Source organism: uncultured Pedobacter sp. (genome assembly GCF_913776295.1).
Classification (GTDB): Bacteria; Bacteroidota; Bacteroidia; order Sphingobacteriales; family Sphingobacteriaceae; genus Pedobacter.
Window position 1 is genome coordinate 26594 of the sequence record NZ_CAJYOJ010000073.1, and the last position, 17975, is coordinate 44568.

The window sequence follows — 17975 nt, forward strand, 5'->3', positions numbered from 1 at the left end:
ATTCTGAAGGCAGTAAAGAATCTTTAACCAGCCCGCTTAATAGCCATGGTTGGTGTCTTCACGAACCATTCTCGCTTTTCGTTCCATCAAAACATGAACCGATACCTAAATCTTTTTAAACAGATTTAGCTTCGCTGAGCCTTCTTGTTCTCGACTGTATTGCATTCGAAATGACAATCTATTTTAAGTTATTATTACCAAAAGATTGCCAGCCTGTTGCCGGCAGGCTTCGTCGTTCCTCCTCGCAATGACGGATTCTTTAAACAATATACTTTTCCAATCCATCTGCCAACTTTCTATCGTTACTTAAACGCGGTACTTTATTTTGTCCGCCTAATTTCCCCTCACTTTTCATATAATTTACAAAGGCATCTTTTTGCAAAGTACGTATAATCAATGGCTGTAAAACATTGCCTTCAATCAGGTCAAAGTAATAAATATTTTTCTTTTGCAAAGCCTCATCCACTTTTTTACTAAAAGCGGCAAGATCTTTCGGTGAAGAGGAAAACTCCACAAACCATTCATGATAAGGCAATTGACCTGCTTCCGGATTAACCTGTGGCGCTACGGTAAATTCTGTAATTTCTACCTGCTCTTCATTCGCGATGCTCAAAATGGCCTGTTCTACCTCTTCGCCTATTACATGCTCGCCAAATGCAGAAATAAAATGTTTTATCCGCCCTGTTACTACAATTTTATAGGGATTTTTTGAAACAAACTTAACGGTATCACCAATGCTGTAGCCCCATAAACCTGCATTGGTATTTAAAATCAAAGCATAGTTGGTATTCAGTTCAACCTCACCCAGGGATAGCCTTATTGGGTTATCATTATAATATTCATCAGCAGGAACAAATTCGTAAAAAATACCTGCATCAGCCAATAATAATAAGCCTTTGTCTTTCTGCGAGTCCTGATAGGCGATAAATCCTTCTGAAGCGGGATAAGTTTCGATAGCATCAACTTTTCTGCCGATACTCTGCTCAATTTTTGCCCGGTAAGGTTCAAAATTTACACCACCGTAAATAAATAGACTAAAATTCCTGAATATTTCGGCAATTTTTTTTCCTCCGGATTTTTCCGAAAGTTTATCAAAATACATTTGTACCCAGGGCGGGATCCCGGAGATCAAAGTCATGTTTTCATTGATGGTTTCCTCCACAATGGCATCTACCTTTTGTTCCCAATCTTCAATGATATTGGTTTCATAAGAAGGCAACCGGTTATTTTGCAGATAAGCTGGTACGTGGTGGGCCACAATGCCGGATAAACGACCTACATTAATTCCATTTTTTACATTCAACACCGGACTCCCTTGTAAAAAGATCATCTTTCCGTTTACAAAATCAGCCTTCCCCGTTTCGTTAATGTAAGTTAAAATGGCATTCCGCGCGGCTTTGATGTGCTCTGGCATTGATTCTTTAGAGAGCGGAATATATTTCACACCCGATGTAGTACCTGATGTTTTAGCGAAATAAAGCGGCTTACCTTTCCAAAGTACGTCGGCCTCTCCAGCTACGACCCGATCTACATATGGCTTTAATCCTTCATAATCCTGAACCGGGACATGGTTTTTGAAATCAGCATAGGTGTTGATATCATTAAAATGATGATCTTTCCCAAAAGCTGTATTTTTAGCCTCTTTAATAAGCTGTTTTAATATTTTATTTTGAGCATCAACGGCATTATACTTCCATTTGTTGATCTGCCAGACTGCAAATGCCGCAAAGGGTTTACTTAACGCTGCTTTTAATCCCATTTTTATTTAATAATCTTAAAGTTGTCGTTTTTAATAATAATCTGATATGCTTCTTCGCTTAATCTATCATTTTTAAATGAAAATTTCGCAAATGCCTCGATAAATCTATAGGAATTGGATTGATAAGATTGAACATCTAAGCCTACCAGTGTCATCACATTTTGATTTTCGCCTTTAATCCCGGTATATATAAAATCAACTCTATCAAAATAAAAATGATAAAAAGCTACATTTTTAAAGTTCTCATTAAAATTGATTTCAACATTGCCCTTTGAAATTTCTAATCCGTCTTGTTCTAAGAATCTAGTGACAACCCTATTAAGAGACTGCTTTGGACTATCTAAAAACAATACAATTAAATTTGTTTTGTAACCGGCCTTTTTTGCTATCTCTATAAAAGTTTTGAATGAAGAATTATTAAAAACAGTTTCGAATACGATATTTTTACGTTCAATGATTGCCTGATCGAATACACTTTTAGTTCTATCTTTATAAACATCGGTCATAATTACCTCAAATCCTGCGAAATCATTCAACCGAGATCTTATGAAACTAGATTTTCCAGCTGCATTCGGACCGGTAATTACAAAAAATTTAGGTTGGGGCATATTTAAGAAATCCTTTCCTGAAAAGTATCTACGATTTTTATTGGATGGCCATCGTGATCGTATTTAACTTCGAAAAGCACTAAAAAAGTTTCTCCTGTAGGCATTTCCTTTCTCCAGTATTCATTGTCATTCGCCGCTTGATAATAATATGGATTACCAAGCTCAAATGCTTTTTGCCTACCTAAATCGGCAAAATTGTTTAGATTACTTAGTATTTTATCTATTAGCATATCTCTCAGTTTAAACTATATTATGTAAAATATCAGGATGCTGATCGCCTTTATACTCGCTTGAAATTTTGCGGTACGCAACGGTTAAGGCTACACTCGATAGTGGAACGATAATAAAAGAACTTAAAATATTAACAATAAAGGCAATTAAAGGCCATTGCAAGTAATTTAACAATAGGTAAATTAAATATCCGCCGCCAAGAACAACCAATAGCAGTAATATTTTAGTGAAGTTACCTCTTGTAGTTGCTAAACTTAGTTTGATGGAATCAAATGGTGCTGCACCTTTATCGATAATAAAAAATGGGAAAAATGAAATCCTTAACCAGGTGATAAAAATGGCAATAATCCCTACCGAGATGGCCACATTTTTAACAATTGATAAATTAATTCCGGTGTAAATAAATGGAAAAGCAACCAAAATCACGATTAAATAAACACCAAGAATACAGCCTACAAAATAGAGGGTAGCTACCAGAAACCTGATAATCTGTTGCCTGGTTGGAAGCGTATCTACAATTTTCACATCATTTTCTTCATCGTCCATTAAATGGAAAATATATTTAAAAAGCGAAAGATTAATGGTAAAATAAAGCAGAACGAAAATAATGACCATGATCACGCTTAAAGCTTTGCTTACATCCTTGATAAAAAAGGCCATTAAGCTCGATGCGCTGGCAGTGATAAACATCAAAAAACATAATGTAGCAATCGAGAAATAGTGTTTTCTGGTAATGCCCCACGCCTTCTGCATCACATCGTTAACGGCAAAAGTGCTTTCTTTTAGATAATTGATCATTGTTATTTGAATACCACACGTTTAAATAAATCCTGTATAAATCCTAAACCATAAGCAGTTAATTGGATAAATGAGGATATAATGCTCAAAAATGCAACTTTTAACGATTTATTTACAGACCATGAATGAAAAAATATCAACATAAAGTAAATCAATAAGAAGAAGTTACAAACATATGCCAAAGGCGGATAGATAAAGTTACATAAAATAGTGAAACCAAAACCCAAAGTAAACAAGGCAGGAAAAAAGTGAACGGGCTTTAACTCTTTTGGAAAATGTTTATAAATATTGATCCTGGCCCTTCCAAAAAAGTGCAGCTGTTTATAAAACTGGCTAAAGCTGGTACGGCGCTTATGATAAACCTTGGCATCGGGAATCAAACCGATTTTAAAACCGTTCTCATGAATGCGGATACTGTATTCGATATCTTCTCCCAAACGCGTTAAAATAAAACCACCAACCTTTTCCCAGGCCTGACGGGAAACGCCCATATTAAAACTACGGGGATGAAACTGTCCTACGTGCTGTTTGTTTCCTCGGATGCCACCGGTAGTGAAAGGTGAGGTCATGGCATAACTGATCGCCTTTTGCACAGGCGTAAAACTATCATGCGCCGCATCAGGGCCACCATAAGCATCTAAATGATGTTCATAGAGGTAATTTTTAACAATCTCCAGGTAATTGGCCGGAACGAGAATGTCGGAATCAAAAATAACAAAGTAATCACCTTTTGCCCGCTCAAAACCAAAATTACGGGCAAAACCTTGTCCGGCATTTTCCTTGAAATAATATTTAACATCCAGTCGATCTGCGTAGGAAGCCACGATCTCCCTGGAATCATTTTTAGAACCATCTTCTATCACCAAAACCTCAAACTGTAAATAAGTCTGCTTAGTTAAAGTGTATAACAATTCGTCAATTTCCTGCGGACGGTTGTAAAGGGGGATAATGATGGAGAAAAACATTTTTTGGAGGTTGAAGCTTGAGGGTTTAAAGGTGGAGGGTTTGGGCGGATAAAACCTTCCGCCTTCTAACCTTCTACCTTAATTCCTTTTCTATCAAATATAGGTTTCTTTCTGGTGCATTGCGGGTTACCAGCTCAGCTACAAAACCAGTTAAGAACATTTGCGAGCCAACTATAATAGCAACCAATGCAATATAAAATAAAGGCTGGTCGGTAATTTCTCTTTTGTAAGGAATATGTGCAGCAAGGTGATAGAGCTTTTCGCCGATCATCCATAGTGCCATAAAAGTACCAATAAGAAAGCTCAATACTCCCAAAGAACCAAAAAAGTGCATCGGGCGCTTGCCGAATTTACCCACAAAAAAGATCGAAAGTAAGTCTAAAAAGCCATTGATAAACCTGCTGACACCAAATTTAGTGGTACCATATTTACGTGCACGGTGTTCTACCACCTGCTCGGCTATTTTACCAAATCCGGCCCATTTGGCAATTACCGGGATATAACGGTGCATTTCACCATACACTTCGATGGTTTTAATCACATCGCTACGGTAAGCTTTTAGGCCACAGTTAAAGTCGTTCAGTTCTATACCGCTCATTTTGCGGGTAGCAGCATTAAAGAGTTTAGTCGGTATGGTTTTCGTAATGGGATCATAACGTTTCTTTTTCCAGCCCGAGATCAGGTCCAGTTTTTCTTCTTTAATGCGGCGGTACAACTCCGGAATCTCGTCCGGACTATCCTGCAGGTCTGCATCCATGGTAATCACCACATCACCTTGCGTAGCTTCGAAACCAACGTTTAAAGCGGCAGATTTACCATAGTTACGCCTAAATTTGATACCTTTTACGGCAGAATTTTGAAGTTTTAAATCTTCAATTACGGCCCAGGAACGATCGGTGCTACCATCATCAACCAAAATAATCTCATAGCTGAAATTATTTTCATTCATCACTTTATCAATCCAGGCCGTTAACTCTGGCAGTGATTCATCTTCATTAAATAAGGGTACTACAACTGATATATCCATTTTTGAGTATTATCGTCATTGCGAGAAGGAACGGACGAAGCAATCTATTTAAAAGATTGCCACACCCCTAGGCTATTCCAAAGCTTCGTTCGCAATGACGCATTATTAAAAACGTGCAAATTTCATCAAATTAAATGATAAAACCTGCACGTTCAAAATTTTATAAAAGAATTAAAATCTATCCTTTTTAAGAATAGCTGAACTGATTAAACTTATGATCAGGCCAAGTAAGGTGTAAGCAATAGCAGCACCAAAAGCCGTAAAAATCCACATATATCCCCGCATCATTTCAATGCCTTTAATTTGCTGTTCATTGCCATTCGCCTTTTCTATAGCCGCATCAGCTATTTTATCTAAAGCTGTTGGATCTAAAACTTTGTAATAAAAAATGAAAAGTAAACCAACAAATAAACCTGCATAGGCAGCTACCTTGAAACCCGTTGAAAATGCCCTTCCATAAGTAATGTATCCCCCAAGTTCTTTTTTATGTGTGATCTGTGTGTAAATTATCGACATAAAAAATACACCATAAGATAAAACCATGGCAATAATTTTTTCAGCAATGGGTAAATCCGGGTTTGTCGAATCGATGCCAAGCAACTTTAACAGATAAATTAATGCGATTGAATATACTGCAAAACTTACTGCGACCTTAAAAGCCAGTGAATTAGGTTTCTTTTCTTCCTGAATTATCTGCTGTTCCATAATTTTAGTTATTGATTGTTGTGATCAATGTATAAGATGCAGCATCGAAAGCTTTGTTACGGCTAAACTGAATTAATTCTTTTTCAGTTTCCTTACTGCCTTCAACATCCAGGAAGAAAACCATAAAAGGCACGAACAGTTCCTGCATTTCTTCGCTGATATTTAATTTTGCAGCCGTTTTACAGATCTCTTCTACACTGCTTTCGGCCAGCTGTTGATTGCTGATTAGTTCTTCGTAAATTTCAAACTCATCCTGAAACTCATCGTCTTCCACCAGCAAAAATTCTTTCAGGAAATCGCCCAGTTCAGGATCCAAATCTTCATCCTTACATTCTTTAATATATAACAAAAGGTTTAAAAGTTCAGTTCCACGGTCAATGGTTTCCTCTTCAATATTGGCCCATTCGTCGCTCTCTAAATAATCATCTTCCAGTTTTTGTACATCACTGCTGAAGAAATTTACCATCAGCAAATCGAAAAATACTTCGCGTAATTCTTCAAATTTAGGATGGGTGTCGAAAACCGCATCAAAAGCTTCTGCCTTATCTAAAAAGTTAACATCAAGCTCAAAAGCAGCCAGTAATTCTGTTTGAAAACTTTCGACATTGACTGCAGAAACCTCGGCATATTTATTAATGGAAGCGCTTAGCGCTTGTTTTACTCTATTATCCATGATTAAGGTTTTTAAGATTACAGGATTTTAAGATCATTAAATCGATCCGTCATGCTGAATTTATTTCAGCATCTATATACAATGGCAGTTAAGCTCTTTTCAACTAATTTTCCCAGTATTGGTTATTGTTACAAACCAGCTTTACCTTACCCGTAAGCTCGGTACCCAACAGCGGACTATTTGCTGATTTAGAATAATTGCTTGCAGAGTGATATAACCACTTTTCTGTGGTATCAAATACAGTAAAGTTGGCTTTAGATCCTTCTTCAATTACCGGAACAGTTAAATTTAACAATTTACGCGGATTAATGGCCAATTTCTCGGCAATTAACGCAATATCTAATCCAGCTTTTAATAATAATGGCAATACCGTTTGTAGCGCAATAATGCCATAGTGGGCAATTTCGAACTCCACATTTTTAAATTCAATCTCCTCTGGCCGGTGCTGAGAAGTAATCGCATCGATGGTTCCGTCTTTTAAACCTGCAATTAATGCCTTTACATCAGCTTTTCCGCGCAAGGGTGGTTTAACCTTATAATTGCTATCAAAATCACTTAAAAGTTCTTCTGTAAACACGAGGTGATGTGCCGTTACATCGCATGAAACCTGAACACCATCTTTTTTTGCCTTACGAATTAAGGCCACAGCACCAGCGGTTGAAATATTGCTGATATGGATTTTAGTCTCATTATAGTCCGCTAAAAAAATATCACGGGCAATATGCATTTCTTCTGCCAAAGCCGGTAAACCTTTCATGCCCAGAAGTACTGAATTTTTACTTTCATTAATCTGTGATTTACCTGCGATGGATTTATTTTCGGGATAAACCATTAGGAGTGCATTAAAACCTTTGGCATATTGCAAAGCGCGGCTCATAAAACCATCATCCTGTAAGGCTTTATCACCGTCAGAGAAGGCTACGGCACCTGCCTGTTGCATATCAAACAGTTCGGCCAGTTCTTTTGCCTCATGGTTCTGACTAATGGCTCCAACGGGCAAAACGTCAACCAGGTTATTTTTGGCCTTGTTCACGATATATTCTACCTGGGATTTCGACTGAATAACCGGGCTAGTTTGCGGTAACAGGGCCAATCCTGTAAAACCGCCAGCTTTCGCGGTTTGCATTAACGTCCCAATGTCTTCCTTTGTTTCAAAACCCGGATCTCCTGCTACACAGTTTAAATCGAAAAACCCTGGTGTTAAAAAAGCACCCTGTGCATCAAAAACGGTTTCATTTTTATCGGCAGATAATTGACCTATGTTTTTAATTTTACCATTTTCTACCCTTACGTCGCATGGTTGACTATTAAACTGACTTTGCGGATCGGCAATGGTTACATTTTTAACCAGGAGATTCATATTGTTTTCTTTGTGTTGTTAAAAAATCGGATGAGCAAAATTTCTGCTGCAATAAAAATCAGCGACAAAATTAGACAAAGTTTCCATAAAGTTTGCCCGATTTTATTGTTGCCGGCAATTAATTTAACGGCATCTTTATCGGTATCGAATATTTTCAGGTTACTTTTATCTGCCAGTTGCTCCAGTTCTGTTTTGCTGAAGTAATGTAGGTCAGATTCGGTCCGGCCATTGTTAAAGCTATAAATAGCAAGCAGCGAATCGGCAAGTTTGAGGTTATAAAAGCCAGCATTTTTAATCTGATCGGCTGTATAAATCAATGTCTTCCCATTTACCTGTCGTATTTCAGGTATGGCTTCAAAACGATCGGCGGTAATTTTCAAACTCTGGTTTTTACCTATTGAAACTTTTTTACTTGCCAGTGTATGATCATTACCAATATGATAATATAGTGGTATTTCATTTCCGCCACTCAGGGCTAAGCGATAAATTAACGGTACAAAAACCGGATGACGCGCCAGATTTCCATCATTGGCGTTCAGCCCCGAGGCTGACAAATAAACCTGACCGTTCCCTACTCCATATTTAGAGAAAAAAGGCCTTTTCCCCGGCAACCACATGATATCTTCTTTGTTAGCTGTATTTTTCTCTGCAAAAGAATAGTACCGGGAAACAATTGGTAGATCCAGATTTTTGGGAATTTCTTCAAAAACAGTTTTGAAAATAGGATGACGCAGATCAATCTGGTCAACCTTATCCGGGGTAGTATTTAAACTTTGAATGGCAGGAAGCGATAATCCGCTTAAAAATGAATTATAAGTTTGAATGTCGGCATCCAGATCTGGGAAAAGCACTACTGTACCTCCTGTATTAAGATAGGTTTTTAATTGTTGTGCCAATCCACTCGAAGGATTTTTCAATCCATTCAATACAATTAGTCCGTAACTGGTAAAATTGCTATAGTTGATATTGCTTTCTGGATTTTCGACTAAATTGTAGTATGCGTCAGCCGCAAACAAAGCTTTAATATAATTACCCGCGTTAGGTCCGTTAATACTCAAAACAGGGAAACTTTTATCTACTTTAAAGCTAAATGAAAGGGTATCGTCAAAGGTTACCGGAAAATCTTTAATGCTCACCACACCTTTTTGCCAACCCGCATTCAGTCCTGAGAAATTCAGGGTATCCTTAACTGTTTTACCTGCGGGAATACTTACTGCGCCCAATCCTTTTTGCTGGTTGTTGATGCTTAATTTTAAGGGAATATTTTTTGCGTCTTCTTCCGAATAATTTTTTAGCTGTACCACCAAACGTTCATTTGCACGGGGCTGATGGTTTGGTGAAAGTGTCCAAACGCTATCTACCGCAATATTTGGTAAAATATTGGCATTCAATTTCAAAAATGAGTACTGAATATCGGCTTTTGTTTCTAGCTTTTTGGTGGATGAGATATTTTTTTGAAAATCGGAGATTAAGAAGCTGTATTTATTTTCAGCGCCTGATAAAACATTTTCCTGACGGTTTAAAATCTGCTGGAGATTGCGGCTCGCTGCCGAGATTTTTACCTCATCCAGTGCTTTTAAAAATGCTTCTTCATTTAACAAACGCTGGTGTTTCCCTTCGAAATCATTTGTTAATAACTGAAACCGGTCGTTGATTCCGAAACCTTTAACCAGTTCTTTTGCCCTACGTTTTGACTCGTCCAATAAACTGCCGTCTTTATTAACGGCTTCCATACTGTAAGAGTTATCGATGTAAATACTAACGATATTGTTTAATGCCGTAGCTTTTTGGTTGTGAGCAGGAATGTAAGGCTGGGCAAATGCGAGTACTAAAAAGATGATCGCTAAAATCCGCGATGCAAGAATAAGCAGGTTTTTAAGTTTTTCTTTTGATGAATTTTGCTGCTCTACTTCTTTTAAAAGCTGAACATTAGAAAAATAAATCTTTTTAAATTTTCTGAAATTGAATAAATGAATGATAACCGGAATGGCAACCGATAGTAGTGCAAAAAGAAAGCCCGGATAAAGGAAATTCATTAAAAACCAAAGATAGAAAAAATATGGAATTGGGGATAATATTCCTCCTTAATTATTATCAATGTTTCTCATTATCGGTTGGCAATGACATCAACCGATAGAAAAAAAGTAGCATCATCTCTCTACTCCACTGCGTTCCGGTCGAGATCTGCGTAGATAGATCTCTCGGCTACGTTACACTCCGCTCGAGATGACATTAATTTGTGATAACTATCTACTTAATTTCATTTTAATAACTAAACCCGGGAAATTCGATATTTACAATTTTCCATTGGCCATTGCTTAATGCAAAATACAATTTAAAAGGTCCGCTTATAATTTTAGATTGTTTTTGAATCACATCCCGGTAACCCGCAACGCCTTCTACAAAACCCATACCTTTAACCTCATCAAATAATTCGAAATTAACATCAATAATATCATAACGCCCCCCAACGTATTCGTCTGATTGTCCGAAAATACCTTTCAAACGCCCAATGATCACATCTTTGCCAATAATTTTATTTCCACGCAGGATAAAAAAATCGTTCAGTTCCATTGTAATCGCCTTTGATTGTTTAAACCATGCGTTCATAAACCTGATGGCACTATTTACGATATCAGCCTGATGGTTAAAAATAGGTGTTTCCTGCATTTCTTTGATGTATCAATCTAAATGAAGCTGTATCATTAAACTAAACTCTATCTCGTTTAACTTCCTGATAAATCCTTCGACAAGCTCAGGATGACAGTTTATTCTGGATGAGGTTCAATAATGATACAGCGTCAAAAACTTGGCGAAGTTAATTATTCTTTAGCCTTTCTCTAATTTCGGCAAGAGAATAATCAATTAACAGTTTGCCATCTCTGAAAACTTCTTTTAATTCACCCTGCGCTTCTTCTTCCCAGGTACACTGATCCTTTAGTTCATACTCTCCCCGGGCATTTTTAAAAATCTGTAATAAACCTTTGGCTGATTTTTTGGTACCATCATCGGTAATGGGATCTTTAAATATTTCACGCCCAACACCATCTACTTCGCCGTAGGTGGCTTTCATAGCGAAACCAAAAGTATCGCGCGTATTATATTGGTAAGTAAAAGATCCGATGCCGAACACGACATTGGTAGACGCAAAACCTTTGGCTTTTAAACGCTCACAGATCTGTGTAGCCCGCTCAGTGGTAATGCTATCGCCATAAATAGCACCAATTTGAGGCACGAGTTCTTTAAAACCCTTATCGTTAGTTTTTCCGCCAAAAACATCCCAAAGCAGTTCGATTACACCTTTTTTTTCGTTTTCATTTTTGCCGTTCGGATTTCCACAGATAATATCAACAGGATCACCGGAATCAGGCCTGATAACCACCTTACCAGGTCGGGCAACAATATCATCTTTCAACACAGGCAGGTATTCTGTTAACACTTTCCACAAATCCCAGGTATCAGAAACGATGGAAACTATTCCTTTTGGATAAACTTCTAAAATCAATCTTTTAAAAGTTTCGAGCTCTCCGGTATTGGTTCCCATGCACATAACCGAATGTTCAGTAGCGGCAACCGAGCCACCAATCAGTTCTTTGTCGGAATCTGCTTTATAATATTCTTCCAAAAAATCGATCGCCGGGATGGTATCCGTTCCTGTAAAACTCAATAAGTGGCCAGCTGCTGAAGTTACCGCAGCTTCTATCCCACCCATGCCGCGCATAGAAAAATCGTGACCCTGCCAGTCTACAAATTCAGGAACGGATGAAGTTTCTGCTGCATATTGATCTAAAATGGTACGGTACTGTTTGGCAATGGTGGCCGAATTACATGGTAACCATACTACAGCTGATAGTAAAGTTTCAAAATAGTTAGTCAGCCAGAAAAATTCGGGTTTGGTATTGTACATCGTAAACATGGGTACCCGCAAAGGCACTTCGGAGCCTTCAGGAAGTGATTTAAAAACCATGGGGATATAACCCAGATCGTGCAAATCGGCAATGTGTTGTGTGCCTACCAGGTTTTCGCCCAGGTAATTATTGATTCTACGCGCATACTTACCTAAAATTTCGTCTTTTGGCCGTTTGAAGAAATTTCGTTCAAAATCTTCGATAATGTATTTTTTAATAAAATATTGCAAGCCAAAAAGTACAACATGATTTACATTTTCGATCCTGCTTTTTCTAGGCGTCCAGTTAGAATAAACCAATGTGGTATTTTCAGGGTATTGTCTTCGGTGGTCAACTTTATAACCATCTGTTAATAATAATGGATTCATGGTTTGATGTATTTTGATCTTATTTATTTCTTCCCTTTTCGTTTGGATACAAGCTTTGCAAGGTATCACTTTGCCAAAATTGTTTAGTTTCAACATCCAAACAGCTTAATTTCCCGGTAAATGCAGCACCGGTATCGATATTCCAGACATTACAGCCCTGCATGGGCAAATCTGTGTTATAATAGAGCGTTGGCGTATGGCCAATGTAGATTTCGTGATACAACAATAAACGTTTCGGATAAATTGCATCATCTTTTTTAATCCGGTTATCCATGGTCAGGGCCATTTCCCAAAGCGTTCTGTCCCACGAATAATTGGAAGAATAGCGCTCTTTTTCTGGTCCGTGCATGGAAGAAAAACCTGCATGGATAAAAAGGTTGTTCTGCCCGTCAACATGATAATCTTTCATTCGCTTAAAGAAATTTAAGTGTTCTTTCTTCGCGTCATCAGATAAATTGCGATAGCTCTCCATGGTTAGTTTACCTCCATGCGCAAACCAAACCTCATCTACAATGCCTTTTTTGAGCCAGTCTATACACCAGGCATCATGGTTGCCTTTGATAAAGATGCATTGATGACTTTCATCCAGGCGGATCAAATGATCAATTACCTGCGCGGATTCACTCCAGCCATCCACATAGTCTCCCAGAAAGATGAGCTTATCTTCCTTTGAAATGCCTGCACGTTCGAATAACTGGATCAGGCCTTTTAATCCGCCATGGATATCCCCTATTACCAATGTCCTGCCCATGTTAAAATGTGATATATTCAGCAGGTACAACAGCTGTAAGCCATACGTTGTTGGCTGATAAATAAAATTTATATCCTGCTTTGTTCATTGCTCCACTGTTAATAATGAGGATAATCGGCTTTCCTCTCCTGCCTCCCACTTTAATGGCGGTTTCTTTATCGGCACTTAAATGCACATGCTGTCTGCTCATTTTCTGCAATCCCTGCGCTTTAATATCTGGCAGGAATTTTTCAACTGTGCCATGATATAGGTATGCTGGCGGTTCCGCCTCATCAAGGTTCAGCTCTATTGAAATGGAATGCCCTTGATTTGCCCTTATTTTGGTTTTATCTGCGTTAAATGCAAACCTTTTTTTATCGTTATGCTCAACAATATATTCAAGCAGTTCAAAATCTAATTTTAAATCATAAAGGTCAAATCTGGCAATCAGTTCATCCACCTTTGCCCAGCCATTTTCATCTAGCTTGAGCTTTATGGTTTCTGGTGAATGCCTCAAAATGTAACTTAACGACTTACTGACTCCTTTTGTTATCTTATTATCCATGCGTTTATCCCTTTGTAATTTTCAACTTCCGGTTTAATGTTTCATCGTTAAAAATGAGAGGTTTCTCAGAAGGAGTAATTAAGTTTTCCAGTGTTCCATTTTGAACAAACCGATATTGTTCTTTCACAAACTCACTAATATCTTCAATCAATAAAATATCATCTGTTGCAAAAGACCTGATAAAATTATCCCTCAATCCGATCTGGATGGCCCTTCTTTCTTGTTTTGAGCCATAAGGATCGTGATCTGGATCCCACTGCAACCTAATATTGGAATTTTCGATTTCATCTCTCCATTCTTCATGAGAAATATTTTTAGATTGATCATATGAGGTGTAAACTCCATTTTGGAGATAATTGCAAAATGCTGAAATTTTAAGGTGTATAGCTAATGTCACTTCCTGACCTCCTTTTGTTCCCCAACCACTTCTATACATCATCCATAAAAAATTGGGTTTTATCCAGGTCATTCTGCTTAAACTGAACTCTCCTCCAAAATATTGGTTTTTGATTGCAAATTCACCTATTTCTTTTCGGTAAGCCTGGTAAACTATGATTTTTTCATCGTCATATTGAGCCATAATATGGCATCCTGACTTTGGCCATTCTAATATTTGATCTTTATATTTTTTTAGTGTAATTTTCATTCTGTTATACTGTTAATGACTCGTCTCACTGATTAATGCGATTGAGTTTCTCTTCATAGATTAAGTAATTCTCATCGTCGAAACAAACGAAGATTACCTTTTCTATTTTTTCTTTTTGAGCAAAATTATTTACCGTTCTAATGGCAATTTCTGCTGCTTTATCTTTTGGGAAATGATAAATCCCGGTGCTGATGTTCGGGAAAGCGATAACCTTTATGTCATTTTCTGCTGCAAGCAGCAAACTGTTTCGGTAACATGCTGCAAGCAGTTCATTATTTCTTTCACTGGCACCATTCCAAACCGGCCCAACGGTATGGATCACATATTTTGCAGGTAAATTACCTGCTGTTGTAATTACCGCATTGCCAGTGTCGCACTTCCCTTGTTTATTTCTGATGGCCATACATGCATCTAAAATCGCCTTGCCACCTTTTCTGTGGATAGCGCCATCAACTCCACCCCCACCTAATAGCGAACTGTTCGCTGCATTAACAATGGCATCGGCTTCGATTGTTGTTATATCCGCTTTGATTAATTCTATGATCATCGCCTTCTACTTAAAATTCCTCATTTACGTTCTTCAATAAAGTATTCATTTTTTCGCAAAGTTTTTCAATTTCGGCTTTCTTTACGATGGAGTTTAACCAACTTTCAGGAATAGATTCAAAACCATAAATTAAACCGGCCATACCACCGGTAATTGCACCAGTTGTATCGGTATCGTCGCCTAGGTTAACCGCTTTCAGAACAGCATCCTCGTAACATCCGGTGTTTAGTACGCACCATAAGCTTGCCTCCAGGCTATGTAAAACATAACCAGAAGAATAAATATCATTTTCACCGACATTTGAGATATCACCTACCAATACCCTTTTGAACAAATTGATTTCCTTTTGTTCGAAATCATGAGCGGCGATAAAATCTCTGATCTTTAACTGCATACGAGCATAAGCCTCTGTTTTATCACTCCCTTTTAAGAGCTCTAAACCATACACGATGTAAATAAAGCAGGCAAAAATGGAGCGAAAATGTGCATGAGTGATAGATGAAACTTCTTTTACGCACTTGAAAACAACATTCAGATCATTTTTATCCTGTAGATAAAAGAGCAGAGGTAAAATCCTCATTAAAGAACCATTTCCGTTATCCATCTCTGACGCCCCACCACACAAAACCGGGTCTGTTCCAGGTTTTATCAAGGTAATAGCCTCACTTGTAGCAATTCCGATATCAAAAACTTTTCCGTGAGGTGTCCAGATTTCAGCATTATACCATTGGAGAAATTTTTGAGAGATATCATCCAAATTATAACCACGGCACAGACTTTCAGCAAGGCAAAGCGCAAGCGAGCTATCGTCGCTCCAGGTGCCTGCCGGCTGATGATGTGTACCGTAGCCCATCATATCCGTAACCGGGTTCCGTTTTAAATATCCCCTGGACTTGAATTCAACCGGTACCCCCAAAGCATCGCCAACTACCAGTCCGAACATTGCGCTATGGATAATCATGTCCTTCATCTTTTTCGCTTTTATTTACGTTCTACCAAATTTTTAAGTTTTGCCACGACAGCAGCACTAAGTTTATCGAAGGTATCGTACTGATCGATTCCTTTCCGCTTACAAACGATATCGATATTACCCTTTCTCCAAAACCCTTCCTCGCAACAAACCATCAGCTTTCCCGAGTCAGCAAACAAACCTAACTCCATCAGCGAAATGGGTGATTTGGAATTTGATTCAAGGAATAACAATATCACGTCAGCACTTTCCATCGCATCTAATTCCCAGTTTACCTGCTCCCTTAACCAGATATTTTCTATCGACTGTGTCCAGCTGTGATCCCAGGATTTTCTTCGTGGATTGAAAACGACTACATCATCTAAGGTTTCTTCCATCTCTGCCTGATGAATAAATTCTTGTTGCCAATCAACCGAATGCCCCATATCGATGGTTCCGGCAAGAAATACCGATACATCAGATGGCGAAATAATCTCTGGAGGAAGTACCGTTCTCATATTATACTATAGAATATCCATTAATTTGATCTGCGTTACGCCGGCATGATCAACATCTTTAATCGAATCTGTCGTAAAAATCTGCTCAAAATATTGATCAAAAACCTCAAAACCCTTACTGAATATTCCATGACTGACCGCGAGATATAATTTTCCTGAATTTTTAGCCTTTAGTGCCTCTGCCAAACCAATAAAGGTTCCGCCACCATCACAGATATCGTCTACAATTAAACAATCTGCCCCAGCCAGATCATCGCTATATACTTTGAAACCGGAGAGTTTTCCTGTCTTTACATCACGGCTTTTAGAGCATTCTACTACTCCTGTTCCACCCAAGAATTCGGAAACTTTGTAAATTTTCTTCAAAGCGCCGCCATCGGGAGAAATCAGCTTTACCTCATTCCCAATTTTTTCGATCACCTGTTTTATAAATTCATGATTATAGATGGTCACGCAGTTATTCAGCAACGCCGGGGTTACCTCACTATGCGGATCGAAAATGGTGACACTTGCCAAAGTCATGGCATTGATGATATCGGCATAAACTTTTACGGTTAAGGGCTCGCCTGGAACCATTACCCGATCCTGCCTGGCCGCAGGAAAATATGGAATAAAAAGATTTATTTCCTTTACGCCCATTCTTTTTAAAGCGTCAACAGTAATACACACCAGCCCTAAATCATTAAAGGAATTTATTCGATTTGTTATGGTAACGGGTTTGGCAACATCAAAATGATTTGAAATTTTTATATGCGGCTCGCCGCCTGCAAATAAGAAAGATTTGTGCTCGATTAAGTTATTTTCGCCTAGCGGACTAAAACCTGGATTAAGATTCAACATATATTTGCGTATTATTTACACAAATATAAAAATGATTTTTAGAATGAGAAAAATAATTTGTGTTTATTTTACGCAAACCTAATATCAAACTGGAAATTTTCTTTTAGAAGTTGATTATATTTTTTCTTATCGAAAGTAAAAAGTTTGCCCGGACGACCACTAGCACCCATTTTTACCACTTTGTTAGTTTCTTTAACAATTCCAAAACTCAGGATTTTTTTTCTGAAATTTCTCCGGTCAATATCCCTCTCCAAAATGGAATAGTATAAATTCTCCAGGTCGGAGAAGAGAAATTCGTGATCTAACAAATCGAAACCAATCGGCTGATAGGTCAATTTACTTTTTAAACGTTGATGGGCAAGTTTAACCATTTCATTATGATCGTAACCTAATGCCGGCACCTGCGCTACCGGAAACCATTTGGCATCTTTGGCATCGGTATCGGCTTTCAATACAAAATTTTTAGGATTCACCAGGGCAAAATAGGCCACAGAAATGACCCTAAACCGCTCGTCCCGTTTTACGTTGTCGCCAAAAGTTGCCAATTGCTCCAGGTAATTTACAGTTATGCCTGCTTCTTCCTTAAGCTCACGTTCCACTGCGGTAATTAAAGGCTCATCGTCCAAAATAAATCCACCTGGAAGCACCCACCGATCGGCCAGTTTACCAAATCGCTGTTGAACAGCCAATACATAAAGCGTTCCCTTTTCATAACCAAAGACAATGGCATCAACAGCAATTTTAATATTTTGATCGATCATTATTAAGTTTGTGTAAA

Annotated in this window: 20 protein-coding genes; all 20 read right to left on the minus strand. The window is 38.1% G+C overall.

All coding sequences use genetic code 11. The features are described 5' to 3' along the window. Positions 1-259 precede the first annotated feature (259 nt). On the minus strand, positions 260-1759 hold the full coding sequence (locus tag QZ738_RS16520; protein WP_293788838.1) for a GH3 auxin-responsive promoter family protein: 1500 nt from the start codon (positions 1757-1759) through the stop codon (positions 260-262). Between the two features lie 2 nt (positions 1760-1761). Continuing rightward, entirely contained in the window at positions 1762-2367 is a 606-nt protein-coding gene (locus tag QZ738_RS16525) for a zeta toxin family protein (RefSeq protein ID WP_293788839.1), read from the minus strand. Positions 2368-2369: 2 nt separating this feature from the next. Further along, complete coding sequence (locus QZ738_RS16530; protein ID WP_293788840.1) at positions 2370-2597, minus strand: hypothetical protein; 228 nt, start codon at positions 2595-2597, stop codon at positions 2370-2372. A 10-nt stretch (positions 2598-2607) separates the two neighbouring features. Next, on the minus strand, positions 2608-3396 hold the full coding sequence (locus QZ738_RS16535) for a hypothetical protein (RefSeq protein WP_293788841.1): 789 nt from the start codon (positions 3394-3396) through the stop codon (positions 2608-2610). A 2-nt stretch (positions 3397-3398) separates the two neighbouring features. Next, positions 3399-4361 carry a glycosyltransferase gene (locus tag QZ738_RS16540; protein WP_293788842.1) on the minus strand — a complete coding sequence of 321 codons (963 nt, stop codon included), beginning with the start codon at positions 4359-4361 and terminating at the stop codon, positions 3399-3401. A gap of 73 nt (positions 4362-4434) precedes the next feature. Further along, positions 4435-5388, minus strand: a complete 954-nt coding sequence (locus QZ738_RS16545) for a glycosyltransferase family 2 protein (protein ID WP_293788843.1) — start codon at positions 5386-5388, stop codon at positions 4435-4437. A gap of 171 nt (positions 5389-5559) precedes the next feature. Beyond that, positions 5560-6093: a DUF4199 domain-containing protein gene (locus QZ738_RS16550; protein WP_293788844.1), complete on the minus strand. Its 534-nt coding sequence runs from the start codon at positions 6091-6093 to the stop codon at positions 5560-5562. 4 nt (positions 6094-6097) lie between these two features. Further along, positions 6098-6766 (minus strand): hypothetical protein, encoded by a 669-nt coding sequence (locus QZ738_RS16555; protein WP_293788845.1) that lies wholly within the window; start codon positions 6764-6766, stop codon positions 6098-6100. Positions 6767-6869: 103 nt separating this feature from the next. Further along, a complete protein-coding gene (locus QZ738_RS16560) occupies positions 6870-8126 on the minus strand; it encodes a dihydroorotase family protein (RefSeq protein WP_293788846.1) in 1257 nt (418 codons plus the stop codon). Beyond that, complete coding sequence (locus tag QZ738_RS16565) at positions 8123-10162, minus strand: BatA domain-containing protein (RefSeq protein ID WP_293788847.1); 2040 nt, start codon at positions 10160-10162, stop codon at positions 8123-8125. The genes QZ738_RS16560 and QZ738_RS16565 overlap by 4 nt, the downstream gene beginning before the upstream one ends. Positions 10163-10391: 229 nt before the next feature. Next, the gene (locus tag QZ738_RS16570) at positions 10392-10796 is read right to left on the minus strand and encodes a hypothetical protein (protein ID WP_293788848.1); all 405 of its coding nucleotides are present in this window, start codon (positions 10794-10796) and stop codon (positions 10392-10394) included. 148 nt (positions 10797-10944) lie between these two features. Continuing rightward, positions 10945-12402, minus strand: coding sequence for a nicotinate phosphoribosyltransferase (locus QZ738_RS16575; RefSeq protein WP_293788849.1), 1458 nt, complete (start codon positions 12400-12402; stop codon positions 10945-10947). 19 nt (positions 12403-12421) lie between these two features. Then, a complete protein-coding gene (locus QZ738_RS16580; RefSeq protein WP_293788850.1) occupies positions 12422-13153 on the minus strand; it encodes a metallophosphoesterase family protein in 732 nt (243 codons plus the stop codon). A 1-nt stretch (position 13154) separates the two neighbouring features. Beyond that, positions 13155-13697: an RNA 2'-phosphotransferase gene (locus tag QZ738_RS16585; protein WP_293788851.1), complete on the minus strand. Its 543-nt coding sequence runs from the start codon at positions 13695-13697 to the stop codon at positions 13155-13157. Positions 13698-13701: 4 nt separating this feature from the next. Next, positions 13702-14343, minus strand: a complete 642-nt coding sequence (locus QZ738_RS16590) for a DUF4291 domain-containing protein (RefSeq protein WP_293788852.1) — start codon at positions 14341-14343, stop codon at positions 13702-13704. Positions 14344-14368: 25 nt separating this feature from the next. Further along, complete coding sequence (locus tag QZ738_RS16595) at positions 14369-14890, minus strand: O-acetyl-ADP-ribose deacetylase (protein WP_293788853.1); 522 nt, start codon at positions 14888-14890, stop codon at positions 14369-14371. A 10-nt stretch (positions 14891-14900) separates the two neighbouring features. Beyond that, positions 14901-15860, minus strand: a complete 960-nt coding sequence (locus QZ738_RS16600) for an ADP-ribosylglycohydrolase family protein (protein WP_293788854.1) — start codon at positions 15858-15860, stop codon at positions 14901-14903. 11 nt (positions 15861-15871) lie between these two features. Continuing rightward, on the minus strand, positions 15872-16357 hold the full coding sequence (locus QZ738_RS16605) for a nucleoside 2-deoxyribosyltransferase domain-containing protein (protein ID WP_293788855.1): 486 nt from the start codon (positions 16355-16357) through the stop codon (positions 15872-15874). Between the two features lie 6 nt (positions 16358-16363). Next, positions 16364-17197: a ribose-phosphate diphosphokinase gene (prs, locus tag QZ738_RS16610; RefSeq protein ID WP_293788856.1), complete on the minus strand. Its 834-nt coding sequence runs from the start codon at positions 17195-17197 to the stop codon at positions 16364-16366. Between the two features lie 68 nt (positions 17198-17265). After that, a complete protein-coding gene (locus QZ738_RS16615) occupies positions 17266-17958 on the minus strand; it encodes an NUDIX domain-containing protein (protein WP_293788857.1) in 693 nt (230 codons plus the stop codon). Positions 17959-17975: the final 17 nt, after the last annotated feature.

Excerpts from the sequence above, each read along its gene's own strand:
- QZ738_RS16520 (WP_293788838.1), bottom strand. The coding sequence starts at position 1,759 with ATGGGATTAAAAGCAGCGTTAAGTAAACCCTTTGCGGCATTTGCAGTC.
- QZ738_RS16525 (WP_293788839.1), bottom strand. The coding sequence starts at position 2,367 with ATGCCCCAACCTAAATTTTTTGTAATTACCGGTCCGAATGCAGCTGGA.
- QZ738_RS16530 (WP_293788840.1), bottom strand. The coding sequence starts at position 2,597 with ATGCTAATAGATAAAATACTAAGTAATCTAAACAATTTTGCCGATTTA.
- QZ738_RS16535 (WP_293788841.1), bottom strand. The coding sequence starts at position 3,396 with ATGATCAATTATCTAAAAGAAAGCACTTTTGCCGTTAACGATGTGATG.
- QZ738_RS16540 (WP_293788842.1), bottom strand. The coding sequence starts at position 4,361 with ATGTTTTTCTCCATCATTATCCCCCTTTACAACCGTCCGCAGGAAATT.
- QZ738_RS16545 (WP_293788843.1), bottom strand. The coding sequence starts at position 5,388 with ATGGATATATCAGTTGTAGTACCCTTATTTAATGAAGATGAATCACTG.
- QZ738_RS16550 (WP_293788844.1), bottom strand. The coding sequence starts at position 6,093 with ATGGAACAGCAGATAATTCAGGAAGAAAAGAAACCTAATTCACTGGCT.
- QZ738_RS16555 (WP_293788845.1), bottom strand. The coding sequence starts at position 6,766 with ATGGATAATAGAGTAAAACAAGCGCTAAGCGCTTCCATTAATAAATAT.
- QZ738_RS16560 (WP_293788846.1), bottom strand. The coding sequence starts at position 8,126 with ATGAATCTCCTGGTTAAAAATGTAACCATTGCCGATCCGCAAAGTCAG.
- QZ738_RS16565 (WP_293788847.1), bottom strand. The coding sequence starts at position 10,162 with ATGAATTTCCTTTATCCGGGCTTTCTTTTTGCACTACTATCGGTTGCC.
- QZ738_RS16570 (WP_293788848.1), bottom strand. The coding sequence starts at position 10,796 with ATGCAGGAAACACCTATTTTTAACCATCAGGCTGATATCGTAAATAGT.
- QZ738_RS16575 (WP_293788849.1), bottom strand. The coding sequence starts at position 12,402 with ATGAATCCATTATTATTAACAGATGGTTATAAAGTTGACCACCGAAGA.
- QZ738_RS16580 (WP_293788850.1), bottom strand. The coding sequence starts at position 13,153 with ATGGGCAGGACATTGGTAATAGGGGATATCCATGGCGGATTAAAAGGC.
- QZ738_RS16585 (WP_293788851.1), bottom strand. The coding sequence starts at position 13,697 with ATGGATAATAAGATAACAAAAGGAGTCAGTAAGTCGTTAAGTTACATT.
- QZ738_RS16590 (WP_293788852.1), bottom strand. The coding sequence starts at position 14,343 with ATGAAAATTACACTAAAAAAATATAAAGATCAAATATTAGAATGGCCA.
- QZ738_RS16595 (WP_293788853.1), bottom strand. The coding sequence starts at position 14,890 with ATGATCATAGAATTAATCAAAGCGGATATAACAACAATCGAAGCCGAT.
- QZ738_RS16600 (WP_293788854.1), bottom strand. The coding sequence starts at position 15,860 with ATGAAGGACATGATTATCCATAGCGCAATGTTCGGACTGGTAGTTGGC.
- QZ738_RS16605 (WP_293788855.1), bottom strand. The coding sequence starts at position 16,357 with ATGAGAACGGTACTTCCTCCAGAGATTATTTCGCCATCTGATGTATCG.
- prs (WP_293788856.1), bottom strand. The coding sequence starts at position 17,197 with ATGTTGAATCTTAATCCAGGTTTTAGTCCGCTAGGCGAAAATAACTTA.
- QZ738_RS16615 (WP_293788857.1), bottom strand. The coding sequence starts at position 17,958 with ATGATCGATCAAAATATTAAAATTGCTGTTGATGCCATTGTCTTTGGT.